Origin of the sequence: Alcanivorax borkumensis SK2 (assembly GCF_000009365.1) — a bacterium.
GTDB classification, from domain to species: Bacteria; Pseudomonadota; Gammaproteobacteria; order Pseudomonadales; family Alcanivoracaceae; genus Alcanivorax; species Alcanivorax borkumensis.
Genome location: NC_008260.1, coordinates 1,956,168 through 1,979,866, shown reverse-complemented (window position 1 = coordinate 1,979,866; position 23,699 = coordinate 1,956,168). Strand labels below are relative to the sequence as shown.

Annotated in this window: 19 protein-coding genes; 3 read left to right on the top strand and 16 right to left on the bottom strand. The window is 56.0% G+C overall.

Annotated elements, in window-relative coordinates; translation table 11 throughout:
• The first annotated feature begins 266 nt into the window (after positions 1 to 266).
• Together ABO_RS08970 and ABO_RS08965 are read left to right on the top strand one after the other, a co-directional pair.
• Positions 267 to 1,385, top strand: a complete 1,119-nt coding sequence (locus ABO_RS08970) for a sterol desaturase family protein (RefSeq protein WP_011589017.1) — start codon at positions 267 to 269, stop codon at positions 1,383 to 1,385.
• Between the two features lie 87 nt (positions 1,386 to 1,472).
• On the top strand, positions 1,473 to 1,880 hold the full coding sequence (locus ABO_RS08965; protein ID WP_011589016.1) for an SMI1/KNR4 family protein: 408 nt from the start codon (positions 1,473 to 1,475) through the stop codon (positions 1,878 to 1,880).
• Between the two features lie 175 nt (positions 1,881 to 2,055).
• Here ABO_RS08965 and trmY read toward each other — a convergent pair whose 3' ends face one another.
• The 4 genes from trmY to ABO_RS08945 form a co-directional block, all read right to left on the bottom strand.
• The gene (gene trmY, locus ABO_RS08960) at positions 2,056 to 2,658 is read right to left on the bottom strand and encodes a tRNA (pseudouridine(54)-N(1))-methyltransferase TrmY (RefSeq protein WP_011589015.1); all 603 of its coding nucleotides are present in this window, start codon (positions 2,656 to 2,658) and stop codon (positions 2,056 to 2,058) included.
• Between the two features lie 398 nt (positions 2,659 to 3,056).
• Complete coding sequence (locus ABO_RS08955) at positions 3,057 to 4,502, bottom strand: esterase-like activity of phytase family protein (protein ID WP_035461058.1); 1,446 nt, start codon at positions 4,500 to 4,502, stop codon at positions 3,057 to 3,059.
• A 78-nt stretch (positions 4,503 to 4,580) separates the two neighbouring features.
• A complete protein-coding gene (locus tag ABO_RS08950) occupies positions 4,581 to 5,453 on the bottom strand; it encodes a hypothetical protein (RefSeq protein ID WP_011589013.1) in 873 nt (290 codons plus the stop codon).
• A gap of 580 nt (positions 5,454 to 6,033) precedes the next feature.
• The gene (locus ABO_RS08945; RefSeq protein ID WP_011589012.1) at positions 6,034 to 7,926 is read right to left on the bottom strand and encodes a propionyl-CoA synthetase; all 1,893 of its coding nucleotides are present in this window, start codon (positions 7,924 to 7,926) and stop codon (positions 6,034 to 6,036) included.
• A gap of 285 nt (positions 7,927 to 8,211) precedes the next feature.
• Between ABO_RS08945 and ABO_RS08940 the strand changes: the two genes are divergently transcribed.
• Positions 8,212 to 8,514 carry an antibiotic biosynthesis monooxygenase family protein gene (locus ABO_RS08940; protein ID WP_011589011.1) on the top strand — a complete coding sequence of 101 codons (303 nt, stop codon included), beginning with the start codon at positions 8,212 to 8,214 and terminating at the stop codon, positions 8,512 to 8,514.
• An 88-nt stretch (positions 8,515 to 8,602) separates the two neighbouring features.
• Here the strand turns inward: ABO_RS08940 and mscK are convergent, their stop codons facing one another.
• The 12 genes from mscK to ABO_RS08880 all read right to left on the bottom strand — a co-directional run bounded on the left by mscK (position 8,603) and on the right by ABO_RS08880 (position 23,529).
• Positions 8,603 to 11,956 carry a mechanosensitive channel MscK gene (mscK, locus tag ABO_RS08935; protein ID WP_041704975.1) on the bottom strand — a complete coding sequence of 1,118 codons (3,354 nt, stop codon included), beginning with the start codon at positions 11,954 to 11,956 and terminating at the stop codon, positions 8,603 to 8,605.
• A 52-nt stretch (positions 11,957 to 12,008) separates the two neighbouring features.
• Positions 12,009 to 12,680, bottom strand: a complete 672-nt coding sequence (locus ABO_RS08930) for a tRNA/rRNA methyltransferase (protein ID WP_011589009.1) — start codon at positions 12,678 to 12,680, stop codon at positions 12,009 to 12,011.
• Between the two features lie 267 nt (positions 12,681 to 12,947).
• Complete coding sequence (locus tag ABO_RS08925) at positions 12,948 to 13,898, bottom strand: PA2778 family cysteine peptidase (RefSeq protein WP_011589008.1); 951 nt, start codon at positions 13,896 to 13,898, stop codon at positions 12,948 to 12,950.
• A gap of 15 nt (positions 13,899 to 13,913) precedes the next feature.
• Entirely contained in the window at positions 13,914 to 14,309 is a 396-nt protein-coding gene (locus ABO_RS08920; protein WP_011589007.1) for a PA2779 family protein, read from the bottom strand.
• A 26-nt stretch (positions 14,310 to 14,335) separates the two neighbouring features.
• A complete protein-coding gene (selD, locus tag ABO_RS08915) occupies positions 14,336 to 16,552 on the bottom strand; it encodes a selenide, water dikinase SelD (protein WP_011589006.1) in 2,217 nt (738 codons plus the stop codon).
• A gap of 10 nt (positions 16,553 to 16,562) precedes the next feature.
• Positions 16,563 to 17,336, bottom strand: a complete 774-nt coding sequence (locus ABO_RS08910; RefSeq protein ID WP_011589005.1) for a PhzF family phenazine biosynthesis protein — start codon at positions 17,334 to 17,336, stop codon at positions 16,563 to 16,565.
• A 38-nt stretch (positions 17,337 to 17,374) separates the two neighbouring features.
• The gene (locus ABO_RS08905) at positions 17,375 to 18,952 is read right to left on the bottom strand and encodes a PhnE/PtxC family ABC transporter permease (protein WP_232501266.1); all 1,578 of its coding nucleotides are present in this window, start codon (positions 18,950 to 18,952) and stop codon (positions 17,375 to 17,377) included.
• On the bottom strand, positions 18,906 to 19,583 hold the full coding sequence (locus ABO_RS08900) for an ATP-binding cassette domain-containing protein (protein WP_011589003.1): 678 nt from the start codon (positions 19,581 to 19,583) through the stop codon (positions 18,906 to 18,908). Before ABO_RS08900 ends, ABO_RS08905 begins: the two co-directional genes overlap by 47 nt.
• Before the next feature lie 20 nt (positions 19,584 to 19,603).
• Positions 19,604 to 20,470, bottom strand: a complete 867-nt coding sequence (locus ABO_RS08895; RefSeq protein WP_011589002.1) for a putative selenate ABC transporter substrate-binding protein — start codon at positions 20,468 to 20,470, stop codon at positions 19,604 to 19,606.
• Between the two features lie 88 nt (positions 20,471 to 20,558).
• Positions 20,559 to 21,647: a tRNA 2-selenouridine(34) synthase MnmH gene (gene mnmH, locus ABO_RS08890; RefSeq protein ID WP_011589001.1), complete on the bottom strand. Its 1,089-nt coding sequence runs from the start codon at positions 21,645 to 21,647 to the stop codon at positions 20,559 to 20,561.
• A gap of 199 nt (positions 21,648 to 21,846) precedes the next feature.
• Positions 21,847 to 22,716 (bottom strand): MaoC family dehydratase, encoded by an 870-nt coding sequence (locus tag ABO_RS08885; RefSeq protein WP_011589000.1) that lies wholly within the window; start codon positions 22,714 to 22,716, stop codon positions 21,847 to 21,849.
• Positions 22,717 to 22,878: 162 nt separating this feature from the next.
• Positions 22,879 to 23,529, bottom strand: coding sequence for a TetR family transcriptional regulator (locus tag ABO_RS08880; protein WP_011588999.1), 651 nt, complete (start codon positions 23,527 to 23,529; stop codon positions 22,879 to 22,881).
• Between the last annotated feature and the right edge of the window lie 170 nt (positions 23,530 to 23,699).

Here is a 23,699-nt window from a genome sequence, read left to right as displayed (position 1 = left end):
CGCGATCACGCATCTATATCATTCTGCGTTTGTCTGCGCGCACGGATAGGGTGCGCAGAACGGGGCGATGATGAAGGCACGACATATTTGTGTGCTTTGTCGCTTGAGGCTGGTCGCTTGCAGCGCCTTATTGAACGCACAGTGTAGCAGCTTGTTACGGGCGTGTACTGGTCGTTGGGCCTTGGCCTGGGCAGTATGGCGGGGTGAAAAATAGCAGGTGGCTATGGCGTGCCACTGAGCAAGAAAGACCAAAAAAGGGAAGGGGAATGTCGGAATTTCTGCGTGAACGCTACGAAGAAGTGGACCTGACGCCGGGGCAGGGCAAAATCACAGCGACGATTTCCATCGGCCTAGGGTCGCTGGCGTTGTTAGGCAGCTTCTGTTTTCTTTATCCGGAACTGTTCACTACCCCGGAGTTTCGGGCTTTCTATAATGCCGATGTGCTGCGCATTGCCCTGTTTATTGGCATCGGGATTGGTTTTACTTGCGGTTTTTTCAGCGTTTTCCGGCATCAGGAACGGCGTTACGGCATCATCGGTATGGTGCTGGCCTGCATGGCTGCATTGATCGGCTCCGGGCGGCTGGATATGCCGCCGGTGGATGGCCGCAGCCTGTATGCCGGGCTGGATTATTTTATCTTGACCCTGCTGGTACTGGGGCTGGTGTTTATTCCGCTGGAACGCGCCTACCCGAAAAACCAGGAGCAGAAAACCTTGCGCGGTGGCTGGGTCACCGACATGAAGTATTTCCTGTTTAGCCATGTGGGGTTGCAGTTGATCAGCTTCTTTACCGTTATCCCGATTCAGGTATTTCTGCATGACAAGGTGAATATCGGTTTTCAGCAGACCATTGCGAGCCAGCCCTTGTGGTTACAGTTCATCGAAATCCTGATCGTAATCGATTTGGGCAGCTACTGGATTCACCGTGCCTTCCACGAGGTGTCCTGGTTATGGAAGTTCCATGCGGTGCATCATTCCACTACCCAGATGGACTGGCTGGCATCCTCGCGTTTGCATGTAGTGGAAATTCTCGCTAATCGTTTTGTGGGCTACCTGCCAATTTTTATTCTCGGTTTTTCGCCCTCGGCCGTGTATGCCTACTTGGTGTTTGTGTCGTTCCACGCCATCTTTATTCATGCCAATGTGCGCTTCCGTTTCCCGGGCGTGCGCTGGCTGATAGCCACCCCGGAATTTCATCATTGGCATCATTCTTCAGAAGACGAAGCGGTGGACAAAAACTACGCCGCCTTCCTGCCCATCTACGATAAACTGTTCGGCACCCTGATCATGCCGGATCGGCTCGCCGGTGAGTACGGTACCCGTGCCAGCACTCAAGTACCTGAAGGGGTGGTCAAACAGTTCCTGTTCCCGTTTCGCCGGGGGTAAAACAATTTCACCCAAAGGGCATAGGGAGCGCACAAAGAAAACGTTCTAAGTGCGCTCTGTACCCTCTGTGGTTAGCAAGGGTTTGATATGGATGACATCGTAGACATGCTGCGCGAACGCCATGACGGCGGCCTAATCGCCTTGGAGCTACCAGACGAAGACCGGCTGGTAGAGATTGAAGAACAGCTGTTGATTTCATTGCCGGCGGACTACAAAGCGTTCCTGCTTAGTGCCAGTGATATCGTGTGTGGCAGCCTGGAACCTGCCACAGTGATGGACGATTACGCCCACAACTTCCTCCCGGAAATGGCCGCTAATAGTTGGAATCAGGGCTTGCCGCGCTACTTGATTCCCGTCTGTGAGACTCCCAATGGCATCTATGCCATGTCACAGGAAGGTGAAGTGGTGCTGTGGCAGCCCGAGCAGGGGATCAACGAAGACGAGGTATGGGGTAGCATTTGGCAATGGGCCAGAGAGGTCTGGCTGGAAAGTTAAGCTCGCGCCATCAAAACGCGCCCGGTAGGTATTTCCTTCCAGAGACGAGCCCCATTAAGCGAAGAAAAAAGGGGCTGCTCTCTGCCTACCAAGATAACTGCCCGCCAAGATAAAAAGCTTTTCTTTACACGGTGCGCACCTCGAGGGGGCTATTACAGTAGGCTGTGAAGATTTCTCAGAACCCCGCCAAGTCCAGTTCATTATTAATGAGCACCACGCACTGCGACGCAAACAACATGGTTGGCCCCAAACTGATTTTCTCCGTGCCCAGCCGCTTTAAACTATTAAAGCTCTTCTTGGGCATGGGAATATGGTCAGTGAGCAAAAAACAGGGTTTCTGCGCAAAGTCTAGTTCGCGAATGTTCTCGCCTTTCGGGTCCATCATGTATAACTGATGCCCATCCTCGGCCAGTTCCTTCACTACCTTCTCAAAACTCTGTGTGCGCACGGTAATGCCGCTTTCCACGGCCTTCATCTGCTCCTTGCCCATGCCGGCAGAGGCGTCCAGAGCTCGTACCACCTTGGCCAGCAATGCCTGCTCATGGAAGCCTCCAATATCTCGCATCTCCGCCGCCACAAAGGTGATGGTGCGTGAATAGTCCTGGGTGCTTTCCAGCACCAAATGCACCACCACGTCATCACGATGGGACTGAGCCACAAAGATCGCATTCATTAAAGTATGCGCCAGAATCTCGCTATGGGCATCGCCCCCCACATTGGCGAGCAAGGTTTGGCTGTGGGTAGAAGCGGCACGGGCGCGGAGAACGAAGGTACGCATGATCAGTGGCTCAAGAAAATGTGCAGGGGATTGTACATCACAGGAGGCCCGCCCGTGATGGCCCGCCCGTGAAGCAACGAGCCTAGCCCGTTTTCAACAGAACCTTCCTTTCAACCCCGTGTAAGACATTTGTCGTTCAGCCGCTTTAGTGGACACCTTCTCTTAACCTGAGGAGGTGGCTAGCGCTCCGATACACTATCCGAGAAAGGCCTGACAATATTCTACAGACTTGCAAGTAAAGGCTGTTGAGCTTAGTTATCAGGAAGACATTCAGGTTCAGCGCATTGCGGCCGAGCCGGGATATCCTCCAGATAATGCTTTCGAGGTGGTGTAGTGGCGCAAGGAATATCGAGACCGCAAGATCAAGCCAGATGTCCCCGCCGCCTCTTTATACCGGCTTAATTACTGGTCAGATCTAATCCACCAATGATGTACAGCCGGTTTCCGTCGATGGTGTTGGTGTCGAGCATTTTCTGCTCTAACTCACCGTCAGTGGACCAAGTGGCAAAATCGTCATCATTCAGAACACCAAGGTGGTTGTCGTCAATGACCCACAGACCTTCCATCTTGTCGTGGGGAAAATTCACTGCAGCGACCATATCGACGACCAGGCTCTTTTCCGCCGCTACAATGCCTGCGCTGGTCAACGTACTCCAGTCGCCGTCTGCAAGAACCACCTGCTCCAGGGTCTTGCTGTCGATGGTCAGGCCTAGCTGGTCGTCCTGTGCTATGTCTGTGGTGGCGGCTACCTTCTCAAGGTTGGTGGCGTTGGACAGGTCGATGCGGTAGACATGCTTCTGGGCGCTGGGGGTGACAGCACTTGCACCCTCGGGGCCACCATAAAGGAAGCTGCCGTCACGCTCGATGACCAGAAATTCGGTGTCGCTTAGGGCGACAATTTCTGAGTTGGAATTTTGAGTTTTTTCTTGTTTGTACAGGTACTGCCCTACCTCTTTTGTCTCCAGGTTAACCGTGACGATACGGGTGATGTTTAGATCTTTGACGCTACTGTCCGGGTTGTACAGAGTCGATTGCATAATGCCGACGAGGGTCTTTTCGTCCGGAGTGATCGCCAATCCTTCCATCCCGCGGTTGGCGCGGCGGTTAGCGAACTCCGCTGGCAGGTTGATGCTGGTGCGTGTGTCGTCGGCAAAGGCGTTGATACGGTCGATCTCTACGCCGTTGGCATTGTAGTGGACAATGTGCGGTCCATACTCGTCGCTTACCCAGAAGGTTCCATCGCTTAGCGCGACGAGACCCTCGCCATCGAGCCCGTAATTATCCAGTTTGAATGGGTTGGTGGTCTCGTTGTAGGGCTTGGTGTTGTCGATCACGATGGGATCGCCGTTATCGTCGTAGGGGGTCTCACCAGTGCCGCCCAGGGCGGCGCTATTGGGCAGGCCGCTGATGTTATTCCCGTCGCGGTCTTTGAGCAAAAGGGTGCTGACGTGGTTTATCTGGCCGTTCTGCATAACCTCGAATAAACCAATACGCGGGGTGTAGTCCGGGCTTGGAAACTTCTTTCCCTTGCCGTAGTCGCCGGTGAAAACGGCGTTGGGACCTCGGTCGGTAAGGGCGTAGAAGTGGGTGGGCTTGCTGGGATGGGCTGTCATTGCGGAGCCGAAACCCCCGTTACGTACTTCAAATGTTTGTTGGGTTTTGGCATCGATCAGGTCGCTGCGCAGCACATCATAGGATAAGAATACCCCTGCCGCCGGATAGCTTTCCAAGACCGCTGCAGTTTTTACACTGCCTGTTTCATCGTCACTGTCATTATCGCCACCGCAGCCGACGAGCACGGAAGTGGCCAACAGCGAGGTAAGCAACGCTTTTCTCTTAAACATCCGTTTTATTCCTTTTTTTTCAAAAAAATCGCTGAAATTATTCCGGCATAAGGCCACGGGGCACGAGCAGTGCTCGCGCTACTGACAAAATGTTGGGATATATTCGTAAACAAAGGTGGTCTTGGTTTTGGAGTCGGAATCAACCCACCCGCTGAGGCTCTTGAGTGCCTCGAAGGAGTCCTTGGCGCGGTTGACCACTTTGCGTGTGTAGTCCGCCGATACGTCTTCATACTTGAACGAGATTTCGGCGACTAGCGGTTTTTGGCTGCCCGAGGGGATGCCTTGGTACCAGAGGGTGACGCTGATTTGCGCATCGTGCTGCCCCAGGTCTATTTCGACACCGCGGTAGACATGTTCGCGCACGCTCAGGTTGCCGACTAAAGATAAAGCGAGGTCATCATCGAGCCCGTAGTGGGAATGAAATTCAGGGAAGTGGACGTTAACATCCTCTATTTTATTAATAGTGCGCGCGTTGGGGGCTTTGGTGGAGTGGCTATAGACGACCTTGAAGGGTTCGTTGGCATTGGCGCTCACGTCGGACTCAAGTTTCGTCTCGGCACCTGGAGTGTCGGAGGAGACATCCTCGAAATCTGAAAGATAACGGTCTGGGGAACGAAACTTCAGCGCGACCTCGGAGGCGCCGTTTTCAACTCGCTCTCGCAAAGAGTAGCCGCGGCGACGAAGCTCACAGCTGCCCTGCGTGTCGAAAAAACTGATGTCGCGTTGCTTTTCTAGCCACGGCAAGCCGCTCACGCTGCGGTTAATAGCGTGCTCTATTGCGTTGTGCGCATCATCGAGCAGCGAGGTGACGGTGGCGCTTTCAGTGCTATAGCTGAAGGGGGCGACATGTAGCATTAGCTTGTATTCGCGGGAGGTCACATCAGGGTTGGCCAGCGCACTGCCGACGGGCAACAACAGGAAGAGGGCAAGTAGCCGATAGCGATTTCTCATTGCCGTAATCCTTGTGTCTTGTTGTGCCTGATGAGGGAGAGCATTTTCTATGTCCACTGAAGGACTATCGGCATGCACTGAGTGGTGCAAACTGCTAAGTGACAACCGGACGGCGGTGAAACGCGTATTAATTTAGGCGCAAAAAATTACAGTACAGTGACGCTGGCTGAGAGTTTGCTAGCAGAGCTTGCGATTGAAGGACGGGGGGCTGGTCATGCTAAGGGGCATAGCCCGTTATCGACACACTGTGCATCGCTTTTAGTTCACATTCGTTATGCGTGTAGCGGGCTCTGCAAAAGGCTGTATCCAGAAAACCAGTAACTCAGGGGGCTTGGTTTATTTATTCGTTAGCGGCGCAGAGCGCCGCGTGTATTTTGTCGTCACAAGCGCCCCGGCAGAACGTTCGGGACATCCTGCTATCGCTGTTCGGATGGTCGATGATGGGCTCGCTACTGTTTTGTCGGTGTTGCTGATCAGGGTGGGCATTTACCCTTGCCGATACACACGACTTCCGGTTCGTGCAGACGGTTTCAGGGTTAATTGCCGTCTTCCAGAAAGCGATCAGGACAGGATGATGGTGTTAGCCGCTAATTAGCGCTCTCTCCTTTAGCAAACCCTCAATCTCCGGAATACTCGCTGGATCATCAATGGTGGATGGAATGTTGTATTGCTCGCCATTGGCTATCTGGCGCAGTAATTTACGCAGGATCTTGCCGGAACGGGTTTTGGGTAGGCGCTGGGTGATGAGAGTGTCTTTCAAGCAGGCGACAGCGCCGATTTCTTGGCGGATACGGGCGACCAGCTCTTGGTTGAGGGTGGCGGCGTTCACGTCTGTACCATCTTTGAGTAATACCAGCCCTAGGGGGACTTGGCCCTTCAGGTCGTCAGCAATACCGATTACGGCGCATTCGGCCACGGCGGGGTGGCCGGCGAGCACCTCTTCCATTTCGCCGGTGGAAAGGCGGTGGCCGGCTACGTTAATCACGTCGTCGGTGCGGCCCATGATGAACACGTAGCCGTCTGCATCTTTGTAGCCACCATCTCCGGAGGTGTAATAGCCGGGGAACTGTTCTAGGTAGCCTGCGAGGAAGCGAGAATGATTGCCCCAGATGGAGGGTAGGCAGCTGGGAGGTAGTGGCAGTTTGATCGCCACGTTGCCCTGCTGGTTGGGGCCTAGTTCGTTGCCGTTGTCATCTAGGATGCGTATATCGTAGCCGGGGGCGGGCAAGGTAGCGGAGCCGGGCTTGCAGGGCTTGGGATCAATGCCCATGAGGTTGGCGCAGATGCCCCAGCCGGTTTCAGTTTGCCACCAGTGGTCTACGACTGGCAAGCCGGTGATCCCCTTAACCCATTCGTAGGTGGGCGGGTCCAGGCGCTCGCCGGCCATGAAAATTGTTTCCAAGGCCGATAGATCATGTTGCTTGATGCCTTCGGCGTTAGGGTCTTCTTTCTTAATGGCGCGAAATGCTGTGGGGGCGGAGAACAGGGCTTTTACCTTGTATTCTTCTGCTACCCGCCAGAAAGCGGCGGCGTCGGGTGTGCGTACCGGTTTGCCTTCATAGAGCACGCTGGATAGGCCTGCGAGCAGAGGGGCATAGACAATGTAGGAGTGGCCGACTACCCAGCCCACGTCTGAAGCGGCCCAGAAAGTGTCACCTGGGTCCATATTGTAGATGGCTTTCATACTGTAATGCATGGCCACGGCGTGGCTGCCATTGTCGCGGATAACCCCTTTAGGTTTGCCGGTGGTGCCGGAGGTATAGAGGATATACAGCGGATCGGTGGCCAGAACCGGGGTGCACTCTACGGGGCTAGCGGCGGAAACAACCGCTTGCCAGTCCAGATCCCGATCGACCTTCAGTTCGGCTTTGGCCTGGGGGCGTTGGTAAATAATGTTGTGTTCCGGTTTGTGCTCTGCCTGCTCAATAGCAGCATCCACCAGCGGCTTGTAATGGATGAGCTTGTTCACTTCCACTCCGCAAGAAGCCGAGACAATGACCTTGGGTTGTGCGTCATCAATACGCACGGCCAGTTCATGGGCAGCAAACCCGCCAAATACTACGGAGTGAATGGCGCCAAGGCGTGCAGTGGCGAGCATGGCCACGGCGGCTTCGGGAATCATGGGCATGTAGATCAGCACCCGATCGCCTTTTTTCACCCCTTGTTGTTGTAGTGCGCCGGCGAAGATGGCCACCCGGTCGGTGAGCTCGGCATAGCTGATGGCTTGTTTGCTGTTGGTGACGGGCGAGTCGTAATAGATGGCCACCTGGTCACCACGGCCTGCGGCCACGTTGGCGTCTAGTGCCATGTGGGCGGTGTTCAGCACGCCATCGGTAAACCAGCGATCAATGCCGTTTTCATCTTTGCCGAGAATGGTAGAGGGAAAGCTGAACCAGTCCAGTTGGCGGGCCTTGGCGGCCCAGAATGCTTCCGGTGTGGTAATGGATGCGGAATATTCTTGTTGGTAGCTCATGCTGGACCTCTTTTTGTAGCCAGTTTCTCCCCCCGTTCTTATTGGGTAACGGGGGAGTCAATCTGGCGGGCATCGGGGCATTGTTGGGCAACTGTCGGTCAGAACACAGGGTTGCGTTGTGTGATCTTATGCTAGACGAGGGTGGACCTGTAAAAAATTAGACTTAAGTTCAAAATTGAGGGCTACGGTGGGCGGGCTCGTGAAAAAGTAGTGCGTGTTTACGTCAATGCACTTTTTGCGCGAGTGCGTCACCATGGGGCCACATTCACAATGACGGAGGGTGAGATGTATATCGCCATGAACCGCTTCAAGATCAAACTGGGCTGTGAGCAGGATTTTGTAGAGATTTGGAAAGGGCGCGACACTTTCCTGAAAGAGGTGCCGGGTTTCAAGAGTTTTCACCTTCTGCAGGGCGCGAGCAATGAGGAGTACACATTATTCTCATCCCACGCCACTTGGGAATCGCGTGAAGCATTTGAAGGCTGGACTAAGTCCGAGGCGTTCCGCAAGGCCCATGCCAACGCGGGTGCACGCCGGGATATCTACCTGGGGCCGCCGCAGTTGGAATGTTTTGAGGTGGTGCTGTAAAGCTGACTCCGCCGTAGGCGGCGCGATCCCCCTTGCAGTGAACTCAGCAAGCCATCGCGCCGCCAGCGACGCGCCTATGCTACGGTGATTATTTCGGATCCTTGGTCTGATTGGATTTGCCGTCGTTGGCATCCGAGGGGCGCGCGGTGGTGTCCCCACTGTCTTCAGCCGAATGGGTTTCCAGGTTTAGCTGCTCGCCGTTGCCGTTGCGGATATGAATATCCAGCTGGCTGAAGGCAATTTCCACGCCATGTTCGTTGCACATAGCATCAATGTGGCGGTTAATCTCATCGGTGGCGGCCAAGCGGTCGTTGATATTATCCACATGGACGCGCAGTTCGTGGTCCAGCGTGCTGGCACCGAAGCCCATAAACAGCACTACCGGTTCAGGGTCGTGTAACACTCGGCCATTTTCTTTGGCCGCTTGTAGCAGGATGTCGCGGCACTTCTGTAAGTCGGAACCGTAGGCAAAGCCCACCTTGAGGATGATCCGAGTCACGGTGTCGGACAGAGACCAGTTAATTAGCCGCTCGGTGACGAACACCTTGTTAGGAACCAGGATTTCTTTGCGGTCGAAATCAATCAGCGTGGTGGCGCGAATGCGAATGCGGCTGACCGTGCCGTCCAAGTTATTAATGGTAATCACGTCACCAATGCGGATGGGCCGTTCGAATAGCAGGATGATGCCGGAAATAAAATTGGCGAAGATTTCCTGCAGGCCAAAGCCCAGACCCACGCCTAATGCCGCTACTAGCCATTGCATTTTGTCCCAACTGAGCCCTAGGGCGCCAAGGGTGAGTATGATGCCGCTGGCCACAATGACGTAGGAGAGCAGGGTGGTGGTGGCATAACTGGTGCCTTGGCGCAGGTCTAGCCGTGATAGCACTAACACTTCCAGGAGCCCAGGTAGATTACTGGCCAGCAGAAAGGTCACTACACCGATGATCAGAGAGGTCATCACATCGCCAAGGCTGATGGGCGAGGTGGTGGTGGCTTGGCCTGTGCCTTCCGCGGTTTCCCACAGGACAATGTTGTCGGTATAAGCTAAAGCATATAGCACATCTGACCAGACCCAGTAGACCAATAAACCAATAACAGCGACTAGTGCTAAGCGGATAAGACGCAGAGACTGCTCGTTGACTTGTTTTAGGTCCAATTGCGGCTCTTCGACTTCTACAGCTTCAGCGCTGCTGGTCTCTTCTTTTTGTTCCGCTTCGCGCTGGGCCACGGCCCGCTTATAGGATAGCCGCTGCGCAGCCACGGCGAGCCCGCGTACAGCGGTAGCATCTAGGATGATCCACAACGCAATCAGATAAAGGCTGTAAATCATGTGTCCGGTGAGCCGTACTGATGTGTAGTAGTAACCCACGCCAGTGAGCACGATGAGAGTGAGTGGGGCAAGAATACATAGCCCCGTGGCGAGGCTGCGCATGGTGCGGCTGTAATGACGGCCGGGGTATGACTGGGCCACCCAAGGCAAGCTCACCATGATGGTGATCATGGCCACCATCATAATCACTAGACCTAGCCGATCGTTGCTGAGTTGGGCAGGCCACTGATCGCCGAACGCGACCAGTAACGTGAGGGGGATTAACGCCAAGCCGGTTACTAGCAGGCGCCGGCGCATTTGTTGGTTGTATTCCCTACTCCAGCGGAACTGGCGTTGTGCGATGCCATTGTTCTTGAGTAGACGATAGAGCACTTCAAAAACTAGCCACAGCAAGGCGACTTGGGCCATGGCGGCGCCCATGACGCTAGTGAACGTGCCGGGCTGTACCCATAGGCCAGCAGCCAGCAAGACAAGGAAAAGCGGGAATGGGGCAGCAATTAAAAAAGTATAAAGCAAACTCAGGGGCGTATGGGCCTGGCTGTCACGGCGCAGGAAACCCACATCCTTATTCATTGTATCAATGCGCGATTTCAGTTTATTGCGAATCAGCATCAACAACGCCGCCGGGAGAATTAGGCCGATCAACCAGGCCCATTTGCGAGTGAGCAGCTCGCTGGTGCCCTCCTGCAGATCAGCCCAGGGAATGGCTTTAAGTTGTTCCATTAACTCCTTAGGTAGCTTGCCGAGCCATTCGAAACTGAGAGGTTGGTTGCTGGGCATCCAGAAGGTTTGTTCGGAAATGGTGTTGTGTAAGCTGCGGGTGATTTTACGTAGTTGTTCATGGCTAAGCTGGGTACGCGTCAGGATCGCCAATTGGCGGCTCAGTTCTTGATCCAGTTGATCGTAAATGGCCAAGCGCTCTTCGCGCAGAAGGGCAAAGGCTTCCTCTAGGGCCGGGCTCAAGGGGGCGTCTATTTTAGCCTGTGAGGGCAGGGGCGCATCATTTAGATCTTGCATGGCCTGTTGGATTTCGAACTGATTCAGGCGGGTATTGGAAATCTCCTTTTCCAGGTTCAGCTCACCCTGATCCTGAGGCAGGCTTTTTTGTTGTTCGTAAAGAATACGCGATAACAGCAGGCTGCCATCGAGCATGCGGATTTGGTCGTTAACGGTGGATGAGAGAGAGCGGGCCTTGTCCAGTTCGGTTTTTGTCGTGACCGCCTCGCGTAACCGGCTGTTTACGCGTTCGCTGACGCGGGCCAATTGCTCGCGCAGCTGGCTATTTTTTGCCATGGCTTGCTTGACTTGCGGGTGGTCCAGCACGCTTGTGGGAAGGTCTGTATCCGGTGATTTAGCGGTCGGCTCCAGTTGGTTTAGGCGCCGTTCATTAATCAGTGGCTGCAGGGCATCCAGTTTTGCCTCGATGATGAGTTGTTTTTGTTTGTCGCTCTGTTGTCTCAGCCGGGCAATGTCCTGTTGCTTGTCGACGATAGCCAATTCCTGGTTGTAACGCTCGATGCGTGATTCCAGGGCGCTGATCTCCGTGTTTAGGCTGCGTGTCTGCAATTCAGATAAGGGCTCGCCATCTTCATCTATACCCTGATTGAGGCGTGAGCGGATGGTGTCGAGCCTGTCCATAGCTTTGCTGATTACGTTTTGAGCCTGCTCCGGAAGGGTCTGGGTACGGGTCAGGTCGCTGTTGGCGTCGGCTAGATCTTCTTGGTTCGTTTCCAGAGCGTTTAATTCATTGACCAGCGTTTGTACCAGTGTTTCAAGTGTTTCGCCGGCGTAATGCTTGCTCCAATCGGTTTCTCTCTGTTGACGCAGGCGTATAAGTTCCGCGTTTAGTTGCCGGCGCTCGCTAGCTGCTTTATTGGAAAAGCGTTTTAGCTCCTCGATTTTTTTCTGGTTGCTATCGATTTCCTCTCGGAATTTCAGTGTTTGCTTGAGCTGTTCCTTTTCAGGGTTTTGCGTGCCGTCGGATTGCTTGTCGTTGGTTTCAGTAAGCTGTTTTTGTAGGTCGCCAACACCGGGCAAGGTGAAGCTGGCGGACTGTGCCATGGCGAGAACGGGCAGCAATATCAGCAAGACGAGAGGCAGGCGTCGATCCATAATAAGGAGGGCTCTTGGAAAGTATGGGTATCTTTGTATCACAGGGTCGGGGCTATTGCTTTCCCTGCGATGATAATCGGCGAAGTAATTGGCGAACCAGGCCCAGTTCCCGGTCGTTAGCCAGCGGTAGTAATTCATCTACCCATTGGTGCAGGTTTTCATTGGGTTGTATGTGCAACGAGGCAAGCTGCTGATGCACTGCCTGACGCGTATGGGAAAAAGTGGCCGGGTCCGGTTCTGTTATTTTTACAGCGGGTTGCTTGCGCAATTCCCAAGCGTAGATCATTACCGCCTGCGCGAGATTCAGCGATGGCTGCTGCTGCGCCAGTGGAATACTGCTAGCCAAGTCGCAAAGGCCCAGCTCGTCGCCGGTGAGACCGCTGGCTTCCCGGCCAAAAACGATAGCCACCCGCTGTACGCTGTTTCCCTTGCCGGCCACCAGTGCGGCACAGTGATCTGCATCCACGTAGCGATCTTTTTGCAAGCGGTGCCGGGCGGTGCAGCCGATGCTTAGGTCTACATCAACCAGGGCCTGCGCCAAGGAATCCACGATCATGGCTTGTTCCAGCACGTCGTTGCTGTGGTGCGCCACCCAGTGGGCGGCGGTCATATCGCCGGGGTTTACCAGCCGTAACTGGGAGAAGCCCATGGTTTTAATAGCACGGGCTGCGGCGCCAATGTTTTCCCCGCGAGCGGGTTCCACCAGAATAAAAACAATATCCATTTATAGTCACTTGTTCAGGCTGTGTGTAACGCGAACCATTCTATACGAGCCGTTGGTACGGTTTGCAGAAAAGAGGGTTGTAGATAGAGGGGGGATAAAGCCCATGCTCAGACGGGGATTGTTATACGCATCTATTTTTGTGCGTAAATAATAGGGGGAGGGCTTCCACGGCGACGCTCGCACTCACTGGCCACGAATATAGCAACCGGCCGAAATCCTGCATGAACGGCGTGATCAGGGCGTGACACAGCAGCCAGAACCTTCGTTTTAAGGCGCCGCCGAAGAGGAGGGAGGCTCGCTGGTCTTTGGGCAGGGCTGGTTGCCGATTTCGCGGGCACTCGCCTGGATCTCTGGATCGTCCGGAGCCAGCGCTAAGGCCTGGCAGAGACTTTTGCTAGCCTCTTGTTTCTCTCCCATTGCCAACTGAGCATAGGCCAAGTTATTCCAAGCAGCGGCCAATTCAGGTTCATTGTGCACGGCCTTTTCAAAGGCTGCTCGCGCCTGCGCCTGTTTATTTTGTGCCCACAGGGCATTGCCATAGCCAAACCATAATGGGCCGTTTTGTGGAAATGCCTCTACGGCCGCTGGCCAGAAGTCGATGCTATTTGGTAATGCAGAGATGGCGCGCAATAGCGCATCCGGTTCGGCGCTGGCGGGGAGCTGGCCGGGGGCGACCAAGGTGAATCCCCATTGATCGGCTCTTGCCCAAGTGCGGATAAAGCGGTTCCAGTGGCTGGTGTCGCTCTGCGTTGTACCGCTGTGCAATACTACAGTATCGCCCTGGTTACGGTAGCCGGTAACCACCGCGAAGTGCCACTTTGGCCAGTTTGGCAGCGCCAAATTCTGCATCACCAGCACCGGCCGGTTAGCCTGCAACTCCTGGAACAGGTGGTCGGCAGATTCCACCGGGTAAGCCATTAAACCGCGGCTGCGGGCGGCGGCACGCAGTTCAATACCCAGCGATCCTTTGCGCTCCGGTAGCCAGACTTCGTCCACTAGGGCGTCGGCGCTGACAGGCTTACCCGCCCATTGCAGCATCATTGCCAGTGCGGCCGGGCCACATTGATAGGCGTCTTGGGGGACAAAGGGAACCACGACCTGCTGGGAGGTTTGCACTGTGGCACTTTGCGGAGGCGGCACACTCTGACAGCCACCCAAAGCGAGCAGGGCGGCTGTCAATAGAATGGCGAGAGATCTGGGCAGCGCTGTAGTTATCATCAGCTTGCCGGTCGCTTAATTAACCGGGTCGATTACAGGGAAGACATCGGTAGCGCCGAGCAAATCCAAAATCACCAGCACTAGAATGATAGCAAGCACGACGCCGAATACGCCTTGGCCGGCGGGTAACGCTTCGGATTTCTGGGCTAGCTGTTGCAGTTCAGTATGGGTGAGGCGATCCAGTCGCTGGCTCACTTGTTCTTGGTTGACGCCGTATTCGCTCAACGCCTGGGCGGCCACTTTATGATCCATTAACCGCATGACCTGCTGCTTCATGGCGGCGCGATCCTGTTGCTGGATTACAGTGTCATTACCAATCATGGCGGCCTGCGAGGCGGGTACAATGAGCACCTGCATAAATAGCAAAACAAAGGCACTAAGCATTCCGGTAACGCGTTTGGATGGGGTCATGAAGCAATCTCCTCAATGGTTGATGGCTATACTTTACCAGTGTGGCCGCTATTCAAAAGAATGGCGGCATCATTAGAAGTTTTTTTTACAAGAACTTTACCGATCTCCGCCGCTGCAATGCCTTTGCTATCAAGCCGTTGCAGTGCCTGTTTGGCATAGTCAGCGTGCAGGCAAAATAACAACCCCCCAGCGGTTTGCGGGTCGCACAGCGCGGTGAGTAATGCTTCGGCCACTGGTTGTTGCTGTTGGCAGTGCACCAGTATTTGGCGATTGGCGTCACTAAGAGTGCTGGCCACACCCTGCTCAATTAACGAGAGCGTGCCGGGTAGCAAGGGGACCTTGTGGCAGTCCACGGACAGACTAACTTGGCTTTGCTGGCTGATTTCATAGAGATGACCCAGCAGCCCAAAGCCGGTGATGTCGGTGCAGGCATTTACCGGTATCCCCTGTAGCGCTTGCTGAGCAAGATGGTTGCTGATCAGAAGATGGCGCAGGGTGGTGTCCAGCCAGGGGCCGTGGAACGCGGAGCTCGGCTCGCGGCTAACCTGCATCAAGGCGGCCAATTGCACCCCGCTACCCAGCGGCTTGGTGAGGATAAGGCGGTCGCCGTCACGGGCGCCGTGTTTGTGCCAGAGCTGTGCTGGGTCTGCCTGGCCATTGACGGTGAACCCGGCGGCCATCTGTGGCCCTTCGATGGTGTGCCCACCTACCAGGGTGCAGCCTGCGGCATTCAGCTCGCGAACCGCGCCTGCCATCATCCGTTGCAGGTCCCGGCTCTGCAGTCGCGGGTGGTGCCAGGGCAGGGTGATGTTGGCCAGAGCCGAATGGGGTTGGGCATTCATGGCGTACACGTCGCTGAGGCTGTGCAGCGCGGCGATACGGCCGAACAGGTAAGGCTCATCGATAAAGGCGGGAAAGAAATCCAGGCTCTGCACCAGTCGCTGCCCGGCAGGCCAATCAATAATGGCCGCGTCATCGGCGGCATCCACCCCGGCTTCGATGCCGGGGTTCACCACCGGTTGCAGCTCGGCCAGTGCTTCATGCAAGGCGTCACTGCCCACCTTGGCGCCGCAACCGGCGCAATGCAATGTATCTGGATCAGCGGGACCAGGGGGCATGCTCGGAAGCTGCTGATCGAACTTGGCCATGAACGCCCGGTCGATGTGATCCTTCCAGCGCCATACCCAGTGCCCGGCCACAGACAGCCTGCCGCCACGGCTGGCAATGGCGTCTTTGCCGCCGGTGGACAGCAGCGACAGGAAACGGGATTGCGGGCGATAGGCGACTAGCGGTTGCCCTTGAATGACGGCGCGTAGGTTGGTGGCCAGGGTGCGAGCCTGGCGAACAGCATAGACCCCGGCCTTGGGCAGCGGCGTAGGGAAGGCGGCACAATCACCTGCGGCAAAAATGCGTTTATCAGTGGCCGTTTGCAGGGTTTCCGTGACCCGCACAAAACCTCGTTCGTCGCACTCAAGGCCGCTGTTTTCCAGTATCGGTAAGCCCCGTACCCCGGTGCACCAGAGCACCCATTGGGCGGTGAGTGGCTGATCTCCCATATGCAGTTGCTGATGAGCATCACAATGAACGCGACTGTCGGTATGCAGGGTGACGTTGTGGGCTTGCAGCCGCTTGTGCATTTTCTCGCGCACGCTGGCAGGAAAGCCCGGCAGTAGATTGCCGCTGGTGATCAATTGAATCTGTGCCGGTTGCTGGTGGCGCTGGAAATGTTGGGCCATGGCCAGGGTCATCTCGGTACCGCCGGCCCCGGCGCCGATCACTGCCAACGAGGGCGATTGCCGTTCGGCGTGTTGGCAGAGTTGCTGCCAGCGGGCATAGAAACTGGCCACTGGCTTCACCGGGACCACACGGGGGTGGCTGCCGCCCAGAGGGCTCAAATCCGGGGTGGCGCCCACGTCCAGGCTTAACCAATCGTAGGCCAGTTGGCTGCCATCGCTGAGCTGTAAGTGTCGCTGTTGCGGGTCCAGCTGGGTGACGCTGGCTTGAATAAAACGGCAGCCGCTAGCCTGGCACAACCGGTAGACATCCACGTGGGTGTCATCCAGGGTGTAGTGGCCGGCGATCAGCCCTGGCAACATGCCGGAGTAGGCGCTAAGGCTGTCCGGTGAAACCAGAGTCAGGCGCACGCCGGGAATCGGCTTCATGGCCAGCATGCGCAGGGCCAGCGCGTGGCTATGGCCAGCACCGACAAAGACCAGGTCGTAGTGGGCGGAGGGACTTATCACAGTGGCATCATCACAGTTGCAGTTCACCTTGCAGGTAGCAGCGTGCGGTGCCGCTAAGTGTGACGCGGTCGCCTTTTAACTGACAGTGCAATTCTCCGCCCCGGGCAGATAGCTGGCGGGCATGAAGATGTGTTTTGCCGAGTTTTTCCGCCCAGTACGGCACCAGAGTGCAATGGGCAGAACCGGTGACCGGGTCTTCCGGAACGCCTTTGGCCGGGGCAAAAAAACGGCTGACAAAATCACAGTCGTCGCCGGGGGCGGAAATCATTACTGCGAAGGTATCCAGTGCCGCGATGGCGGTGAAGTCGGGCTGAAAATGACGCACCTGGTCGGCGTTGTCCACGATAACCAGCGTGTCACGAGCCTGTAGCACCTCGCGAAGGGGTAAATCCAGCGCTTGGGAGAACGGGGTGAGATCGGTGAGCGCATGGGCCGGCCGGGACGGAAAGTCCAGGCTCAGTGTTTGCCCACTGCGGGTGACGAACAAGGAGCCGGAGGCTGTGGAAAAGCGTACCCGTTCACCGGGAAATCCCAGAGCATGGAAGACTACCCAAGCAGCAGCGAGCGTGGCGTGGCCGCACAGATCCACTTCGACTGTTGGGGTAAACCAGCGCAGCGCGTAGCCCTGTTCGTCGGGCACCAGAAAGGCGGTTTCCGAGAGGTTGTTTTCCAGTGCGATGTTCTGCAGTAGGGCGTCATCTAGCCAGTGTGTCAGCGGCACCACGGCGGCGGGGTTGCCGGCAAACAACGCATCGGTAAAGGCGTCCACTTGGTACAGTTTCATAGTGTGACTCGTGTTTGCATGTTCCGGGTGTATTTTGGTTAGCGGCGTGCCGGGGCATTGCTTGCTGAAACACCGTGCCCCGGCTGCAGCCTCAGGCGCCGTCGCAGTGTTCGCGACAGAGTATCTACGCCTAGATTGAGCAACACCGTGGCCAGGATCAACAGGGCGGTTCGGTCAAAGCGGAATTCCGCCACGCTAGAGTCAATATAAAAACCCAGAGTGTGAATGCCAAGAATCCCCAGCACCGCCGTTTCACGCATGATCACCTCCCAACGATAGAGCAAGAACGCGAGCAGATTAGGGCTGATGCGTGGCAACACTTCGTAGGCGTAGCGGTTGATGCCGGTGGGAGCATCTGCGCGCAAGCGCAGTGTCTCACTGAAGCGGCCGGTCAGGTGAGCGACGATGGCGCCGGTATGCAAAGCAAGAGCGAGAATGCCGGGCAGCATGGAAGGGCCGAGCAGGATAAGGAAGAAGAAGGCGAGAAAGAATTCCGGGGTAGTGCGTAGTACCACCAGAATGCCCTGGCCCAGAGAGCGGCTGGCTCGGTTGCCGAATAGCGGTGAGGTGAGCGGGAACAATAACAGCGCAAGGATGCCGGTGAGCAGGAGCGCGGCGAGACCCAGCACCACTGTTTGCCATAGGCCGGGCCACAGCTGTTGCTGCCAAAGCATGGCAAACCATTGGCTCAGTTCCAAGAGGCCACCACTTTGACGTAGAGGGGCGGGCACCAGATCTACGGTGATGAAGCGTACCAAGGTATCCAGGTTGCCGGTAAAAAGGGGCGGCGCCCAGGCCACGGCAGCAATTAGGTAAAGCGGAATTAAGCCAGGGCGTAGCCACCAGCGCAGGGTGAAAATCAGGGCAAAGAAGAGGTAGAGCAGGGCGGCGCCCTGGTCGTAGACGCCTTCACGAAACGCGGTTTCCAGGTGGAAGCCCAGGGTAGGCAAACCGATAAAACCCAGAATGGCGGAGGCGCGCAGGGCGCATTCTAGCCGGTAGCTGCCATAGGCTTTGAAGGCCTGCCAGACCAGTGGCAGGCGCGCGAAGAAAAAGCGGCTGATCGTGGTGGTGCTGGCGGGTAATGCATGGGAGGGGGCTGGGTCTGCCTCTTCGAGAAATTCCCCAAATACTTTGGCAAAGATGCCCGCATAGGGAATGGCGATGGCCAGTACCCCGGTAAGCGTGCTCAGCCCGGCAACCTGCAATAGCAGCAGGCCCCAGAATAATTCATGGATGGCGCGGATGCTGGCGGCGAAACCGCGCACGGCACGTGAAGACCAGCAGATCGCCATAAAGAAGCCGAACAGGGCGGCCAGCGCCGTGCCTTGCCAGGCAAAGGCCAGTGTATTGGCCAGTGCTTTGCCCAGTTGTTCGGTGGCAAAAAAGTCCGGGGCGAGAAACCCCTTGCCCATGCGCAACAGTTCTTGGCCGGGGCTGGAACGGGCGATTTCCATATCGGCCAGCAACAGTGCCAGCAGGCCGGCCAGGGCGATGCCACCGGTGGTGCGTCGCCAGCGACTGGCGGTGGTGTTCAATGGGGCGCTGGCCGGTTTCATGGTGGGGTGTTCACTGATACGAGCGGTGTTGGTATGAAGCGTCCTGATATAACGCATCCAGATCGCTGAGTGACAGCGAATGGGTGGCGGCATCGAGTACGACTTTGCCGTGGTTTAGGCCAATGATTCTATCGCTGCAGGCCAGCGCCAGCGCTCGATCGTGCAGGGCGATTACGGCACTGTCATGGCGGGCCAGCGACAGGGTCAGCAAGGCAAGGCCTTGATGTTCGTCCAGGCTGGATACCGGTTCATCGGCCAGTAGAATCGGGCGTTGGGTATAGAGCGCCCGGCCCAGTGCGGCGCGTTGCGCCTGGCCGCCGGAGAGCTGGTCGATACTGGTGAACAGTTTGTCGTGCAGAGACAGATCGGTGGCCAAGGCGCCAATTTGTTCACGCTCATGGCGACTAGGAGCAATCAGATTTCGCAGATTAGTGAGAGTGCTATTGCGTGACAGGGCGCCCATGTAGATGTTGTGGAACACGCTAAGCATGGGCACCAGGGCGCCAGCCTGAGGGCACCAGGCACAGGCGCTCTCCTGCTGGTTGCGCAGGGCATTAAGCAGGGTGGATTTGCCGGCACCAGAGGGGCCGAGCAGGGCGACTTTCTCGCCTTGCTCGATGGTTAGCGTCAGGTTAGAAAAGACAACCTGATCGCCATGCCCCAGCTGAGCCTGCTGAAAATGGAACACGTCAGTGCTGACCGTGGCCGTTAGTCCAACAGACCAATGGCGCTGGCGGTTTCCTCGATGGGGGCGTAGTCCGCATTGGACGCGGGTACAAACTTCTCACGGGGGAACGCTTTCAGCAGCACCGGATCGTCGATGGCCAGTAATACCTCGGTAACGCGCTGGCTAAAGCCGTCGCCAAAACGCTCATTCAGATCACCACGTACTGTCCAGTGGTAGTCGGGGTAGCTGGGAGTTTCCCAGATGACACTGACTTTGCTGGTGTCAATTTTGCCTTCCGCCAGCTCACGCTCCCAAACCTTGAAGTTCACCGCGCCAGTGGCGTAGGCGCCGCTTTGTACCAGTGCAATGGTGCGGCTGTGGTCGCCGGAGAAACCGACTTTTTCGAACAGCGTGTCCGGCGCTTCATTGAACGTATCGCGCAGATAGAATTCCGGCATCAGGCGGCCCGAGGTGCTGCCTTTGGAACCGAAGGTAAATGACGGTTGTGCAATGAAGTCTTCACCCAGTGTCTCTACAGGCTTGAGCCCGGTGCTGCTGTTGGCGATGAAGTAAGACTTGAAGGCAGTGTCTTCCTGGCCCTGTGCAATGGCCTGGGAGCCGGGGACAAGACGACGAGCCTGAACACCGGATAAACCGCCAAACCAGGCCATTTGTACCTCATCGTTGCGAAAGGCGGTAACGGCGGCAGCGTAGGATTTCACCGGAACGTATTTCACCGGTACGCCCAGTTGGTCTTCCAGATAAAGGGCGATGGTGCCGAACCGTTTTTCCAGCTGAGACTCATCCTGGTCGGGGATGGCGGTAAAGATGAAGGTGCCGGTGTGGGGGTCATTGCAGGCAGAGAGCAGCAGGGCAGCAACCAGTGCAACAAGAAGTTTCAAACGCATCGTTGTCTCCGTTCAATAGGGAGGCTTAAGGAATGTTGGATTCGGCAAGGAACGCTTATGCAGTATAGCGGCCTGCCGGTGATATTGCTCAGCGACTGTTAAGGAAAGCACTGACTTCAGCTCGGCTGCCCTGGAACAGGATAGTGCCCGCCCGGCGCGACAACATGTAGTCGTACATGGGGTCGTAATAATCGGCGAGCAGGCTGTGGATCCATTCGCGGTGCAGCTCGGTATTGCCGCAGTTTGCTTGCACGGCCAAGGCTTCCTGAAGCTGTTGACGAAGTTGCTGGTGGCGAATGCCACCCAGGCGGCGGCGAATGCGATCCATGGACGCCAGTAATTCGTCACCGAGTTGTTTGAGAGCGTCGTGTTCACCGAAGTAGCGGGCATATTCCTGCAGTGGGCCAATGACGTAATCTTCCAGCGTTACCTGAACACGGGACTCCAGCGATTCTTCAATGATGATACGTGGTTGCGACTTGATCTGGTCTTGGAGGGAAAAAGGCAGGTGACAGCGCCCGATCAGTTTGCTTTCGTCTTCCACCAGAATGCTTACAGGCTGTGCGGCACGTTGTTTGATCAGAGCAATGGACAGGCTATTTTCGAAATCAATTTGGCTGGGCTGGCCACCTGGGCGACGACCAAAGGATGAACCGCGATGGTGGGCAAGGCCTTCCAGATCGATAGCGTTGGGTTGTTGCTCAATGACTCGTGTTTTGGCGCAGCCGGTGCGGCCACACAGGACCTCCAGCGGTAGGTTGGCGATGCAGGCTTCCATTTCATCGATCAGAAAACGGCGCAGCGCTTTGTAGCCACCAGTCACTAGCGGGGCATCGATGCCGATTTCGCGCAGCCACGCCTGGGTCGTCTGGCTACGCAGCCCGCCACGAAAGCAATATAAGTAGCCGTTGGGATTGGCTTGCCACCATTGCTGCCAAGCGTATAGGCGCCGCTCTCGCTCCTCGCCACAAACCAGCGTGTTGCCCAGATCAATCGCCGCCTGTTGACCATGCTGCTTATAGCAGATGCCTATGCGGTGGCGTTCTTCATCGTTGATCAGAGCGAGATTGGTGGTACCAGGAAAGGCGCCTTTGGCAAATTCCACGGGGGCACGCACGTCCAGCAAGGGTGTGTCATTGAGGAACAGGGACAGGTAATCACAGGTATCGTCGCGCATGGTTGGCGAGTGTAATCCAGCTACACGCTACACGCTACACGCTACACGCGAGGAAATTGGATGTGGAACCGAGGGTGGTCGCCAGTTTTCCTTTTCAACGGTTCACTCAGAACATTCAGCTGACTTTCGTGGGCAGGGCGGTCCGTGTGGCGCCGCGCCAACCCACGTTGCAGCTTGAGGGTTGTAGCTCTCTGCTACTTTACTTTGCCGGGCTGATCTGGCCGGCCAGGTGCGGCTTGATGCCGTCTTTGGCGAGCAGGCGGAAGTCGCTGCCACCGTTGGCGGGCTTGTTCTCGAACTTCACGGTGGCAGGCACGAACATAGGTAGCTTGAATTGCACATCCACGGTGAAGGCGTTTTCCGGCAGCTGGTACTGCAGCTCGGCCAAGCAGCGGGCTTTAGACCACATGCCGTGGGCGATCTGGCGTTTGAAACCGAACAGTTTGGCCGACAGCGGGTATAAATGAATCGGATTACGATCACCGGAGACAGCACCATAGCGACGACCGATATCGCCAGGCACCTTCCATTCCACGGTGTCGGTGGCCGGCTGTGGTTTGGAGGCGTTTTTCTTTTTGCTGCTGTTACCGCCACCGCTGCGGAAAAAGTTCACGGATTCACTTTCCCAGACCCGTTCGCCGCCGGTGCTAACACTGGTGAAAATGGAAAATTCGTAGCCCTTGTCCACTTTTTGCAGGTTGCCCAGGAAGCATTTCACGTTAAGTTGTTCACGCTCGGCAATGGGGCGGTATTGGGTGATGCTGTTGCGTACATGCACCAGACCCATGGCAGGGAAAGGAAAGCCATCGGTAAGAATCAGCGCCATATGTAATGGGAAGGCGTGCATGTGCGGATAGGTCACGGGCAGCTTGCCGTCGGCGGCAAACCCACACACTTTTCGGTAAGCGGCCAAATGTTTTTCATCAAGGGAGACATCATTCAGGCGTAGACCCACGTCCGGCAGGGTGGGGTTACTGCCCGGTTTAACTGTGGCACGTAATACGGCCTTGGCAAAGTTGACCACCATGGGCGGTGTATTACGTAGCTCGCGAAATTTGACCTCACTCATGACTCAATCCTTTCCCGTTGATAGCGTTGCAATGAAAGGCAACGGTGACAGTGAAAAAGAGTATAGAGCAGGGCAGCCGGGTCGCTATTGGCCGTATAGACAGGGTGGCTGGTGAGTTAAGCACAGGGTGCTCGACACAGGGCTAGAAAGGATGAAACTTGTTCAGGAACGGTTTTTGTCTGAACGCCACATGCCCACGCCGAAGTAAATAAGGCGTAGTTGCTTCTCTGCGGTAATCAGCACTTCTTGCTGGCCCGTTTCATCCGTTTCTTCCAGTTCCAACATTTCCTGTGTCAATGCGGTGACATTGTTAACAACCAGGCCTGCCATCATTTGTAGGTCTTCGGCATTAACGTGATCGAGGAAGGGGAAGCGTGCCATGTCCATCGCCAGTTCGTTGGTGAACATGCGGATTTCGCGGCGAATGGCATTGCGCATGGTGGGGGTGCCACTAGCCAGTTCCTTGGATACGAACAGGAAGTGGGCGCGGTTGTTACGCACATAGGTGAAGTAAGTTTCCATGGAGCTGCGCAACATGTGCTCGTTGGGTAATTCCTGCTGGCGTACTTGGCGCATCATCTGACGCAGAGTACGGAAGGATTCGTCCAGCAAGGTGAGGCCCATGGCACTCATGTCCGAGAAATGGCGATAAAAGGCAGTCGGTACTACCCCGGCTTTTTTGGTGACTTCCCGCAGACTCAGGGCAGAAAAGGGGGCCTTTTTGACCACCAGCTCCAACGCAGCCGTCATCAGTGCTTCCCGGGTCTGTCCCCGTTTAGGCTTGCGAGTTCTGCTGGTGCTTTCCTTTGTCATCGTTTTTTGCCTCCAAAATCAGCTGCTTATTCTCTTCTGTGCGGGCTTGTGATGCAACCAATTCCCTATGGCAAGTTATAACACCATGAAAAAAAACGACTTTATCTTTTTTGTGAACACGTGTTGACTGAAGGGCAGGGGGTGTGAATAATGCCTACAACTGTTCACTT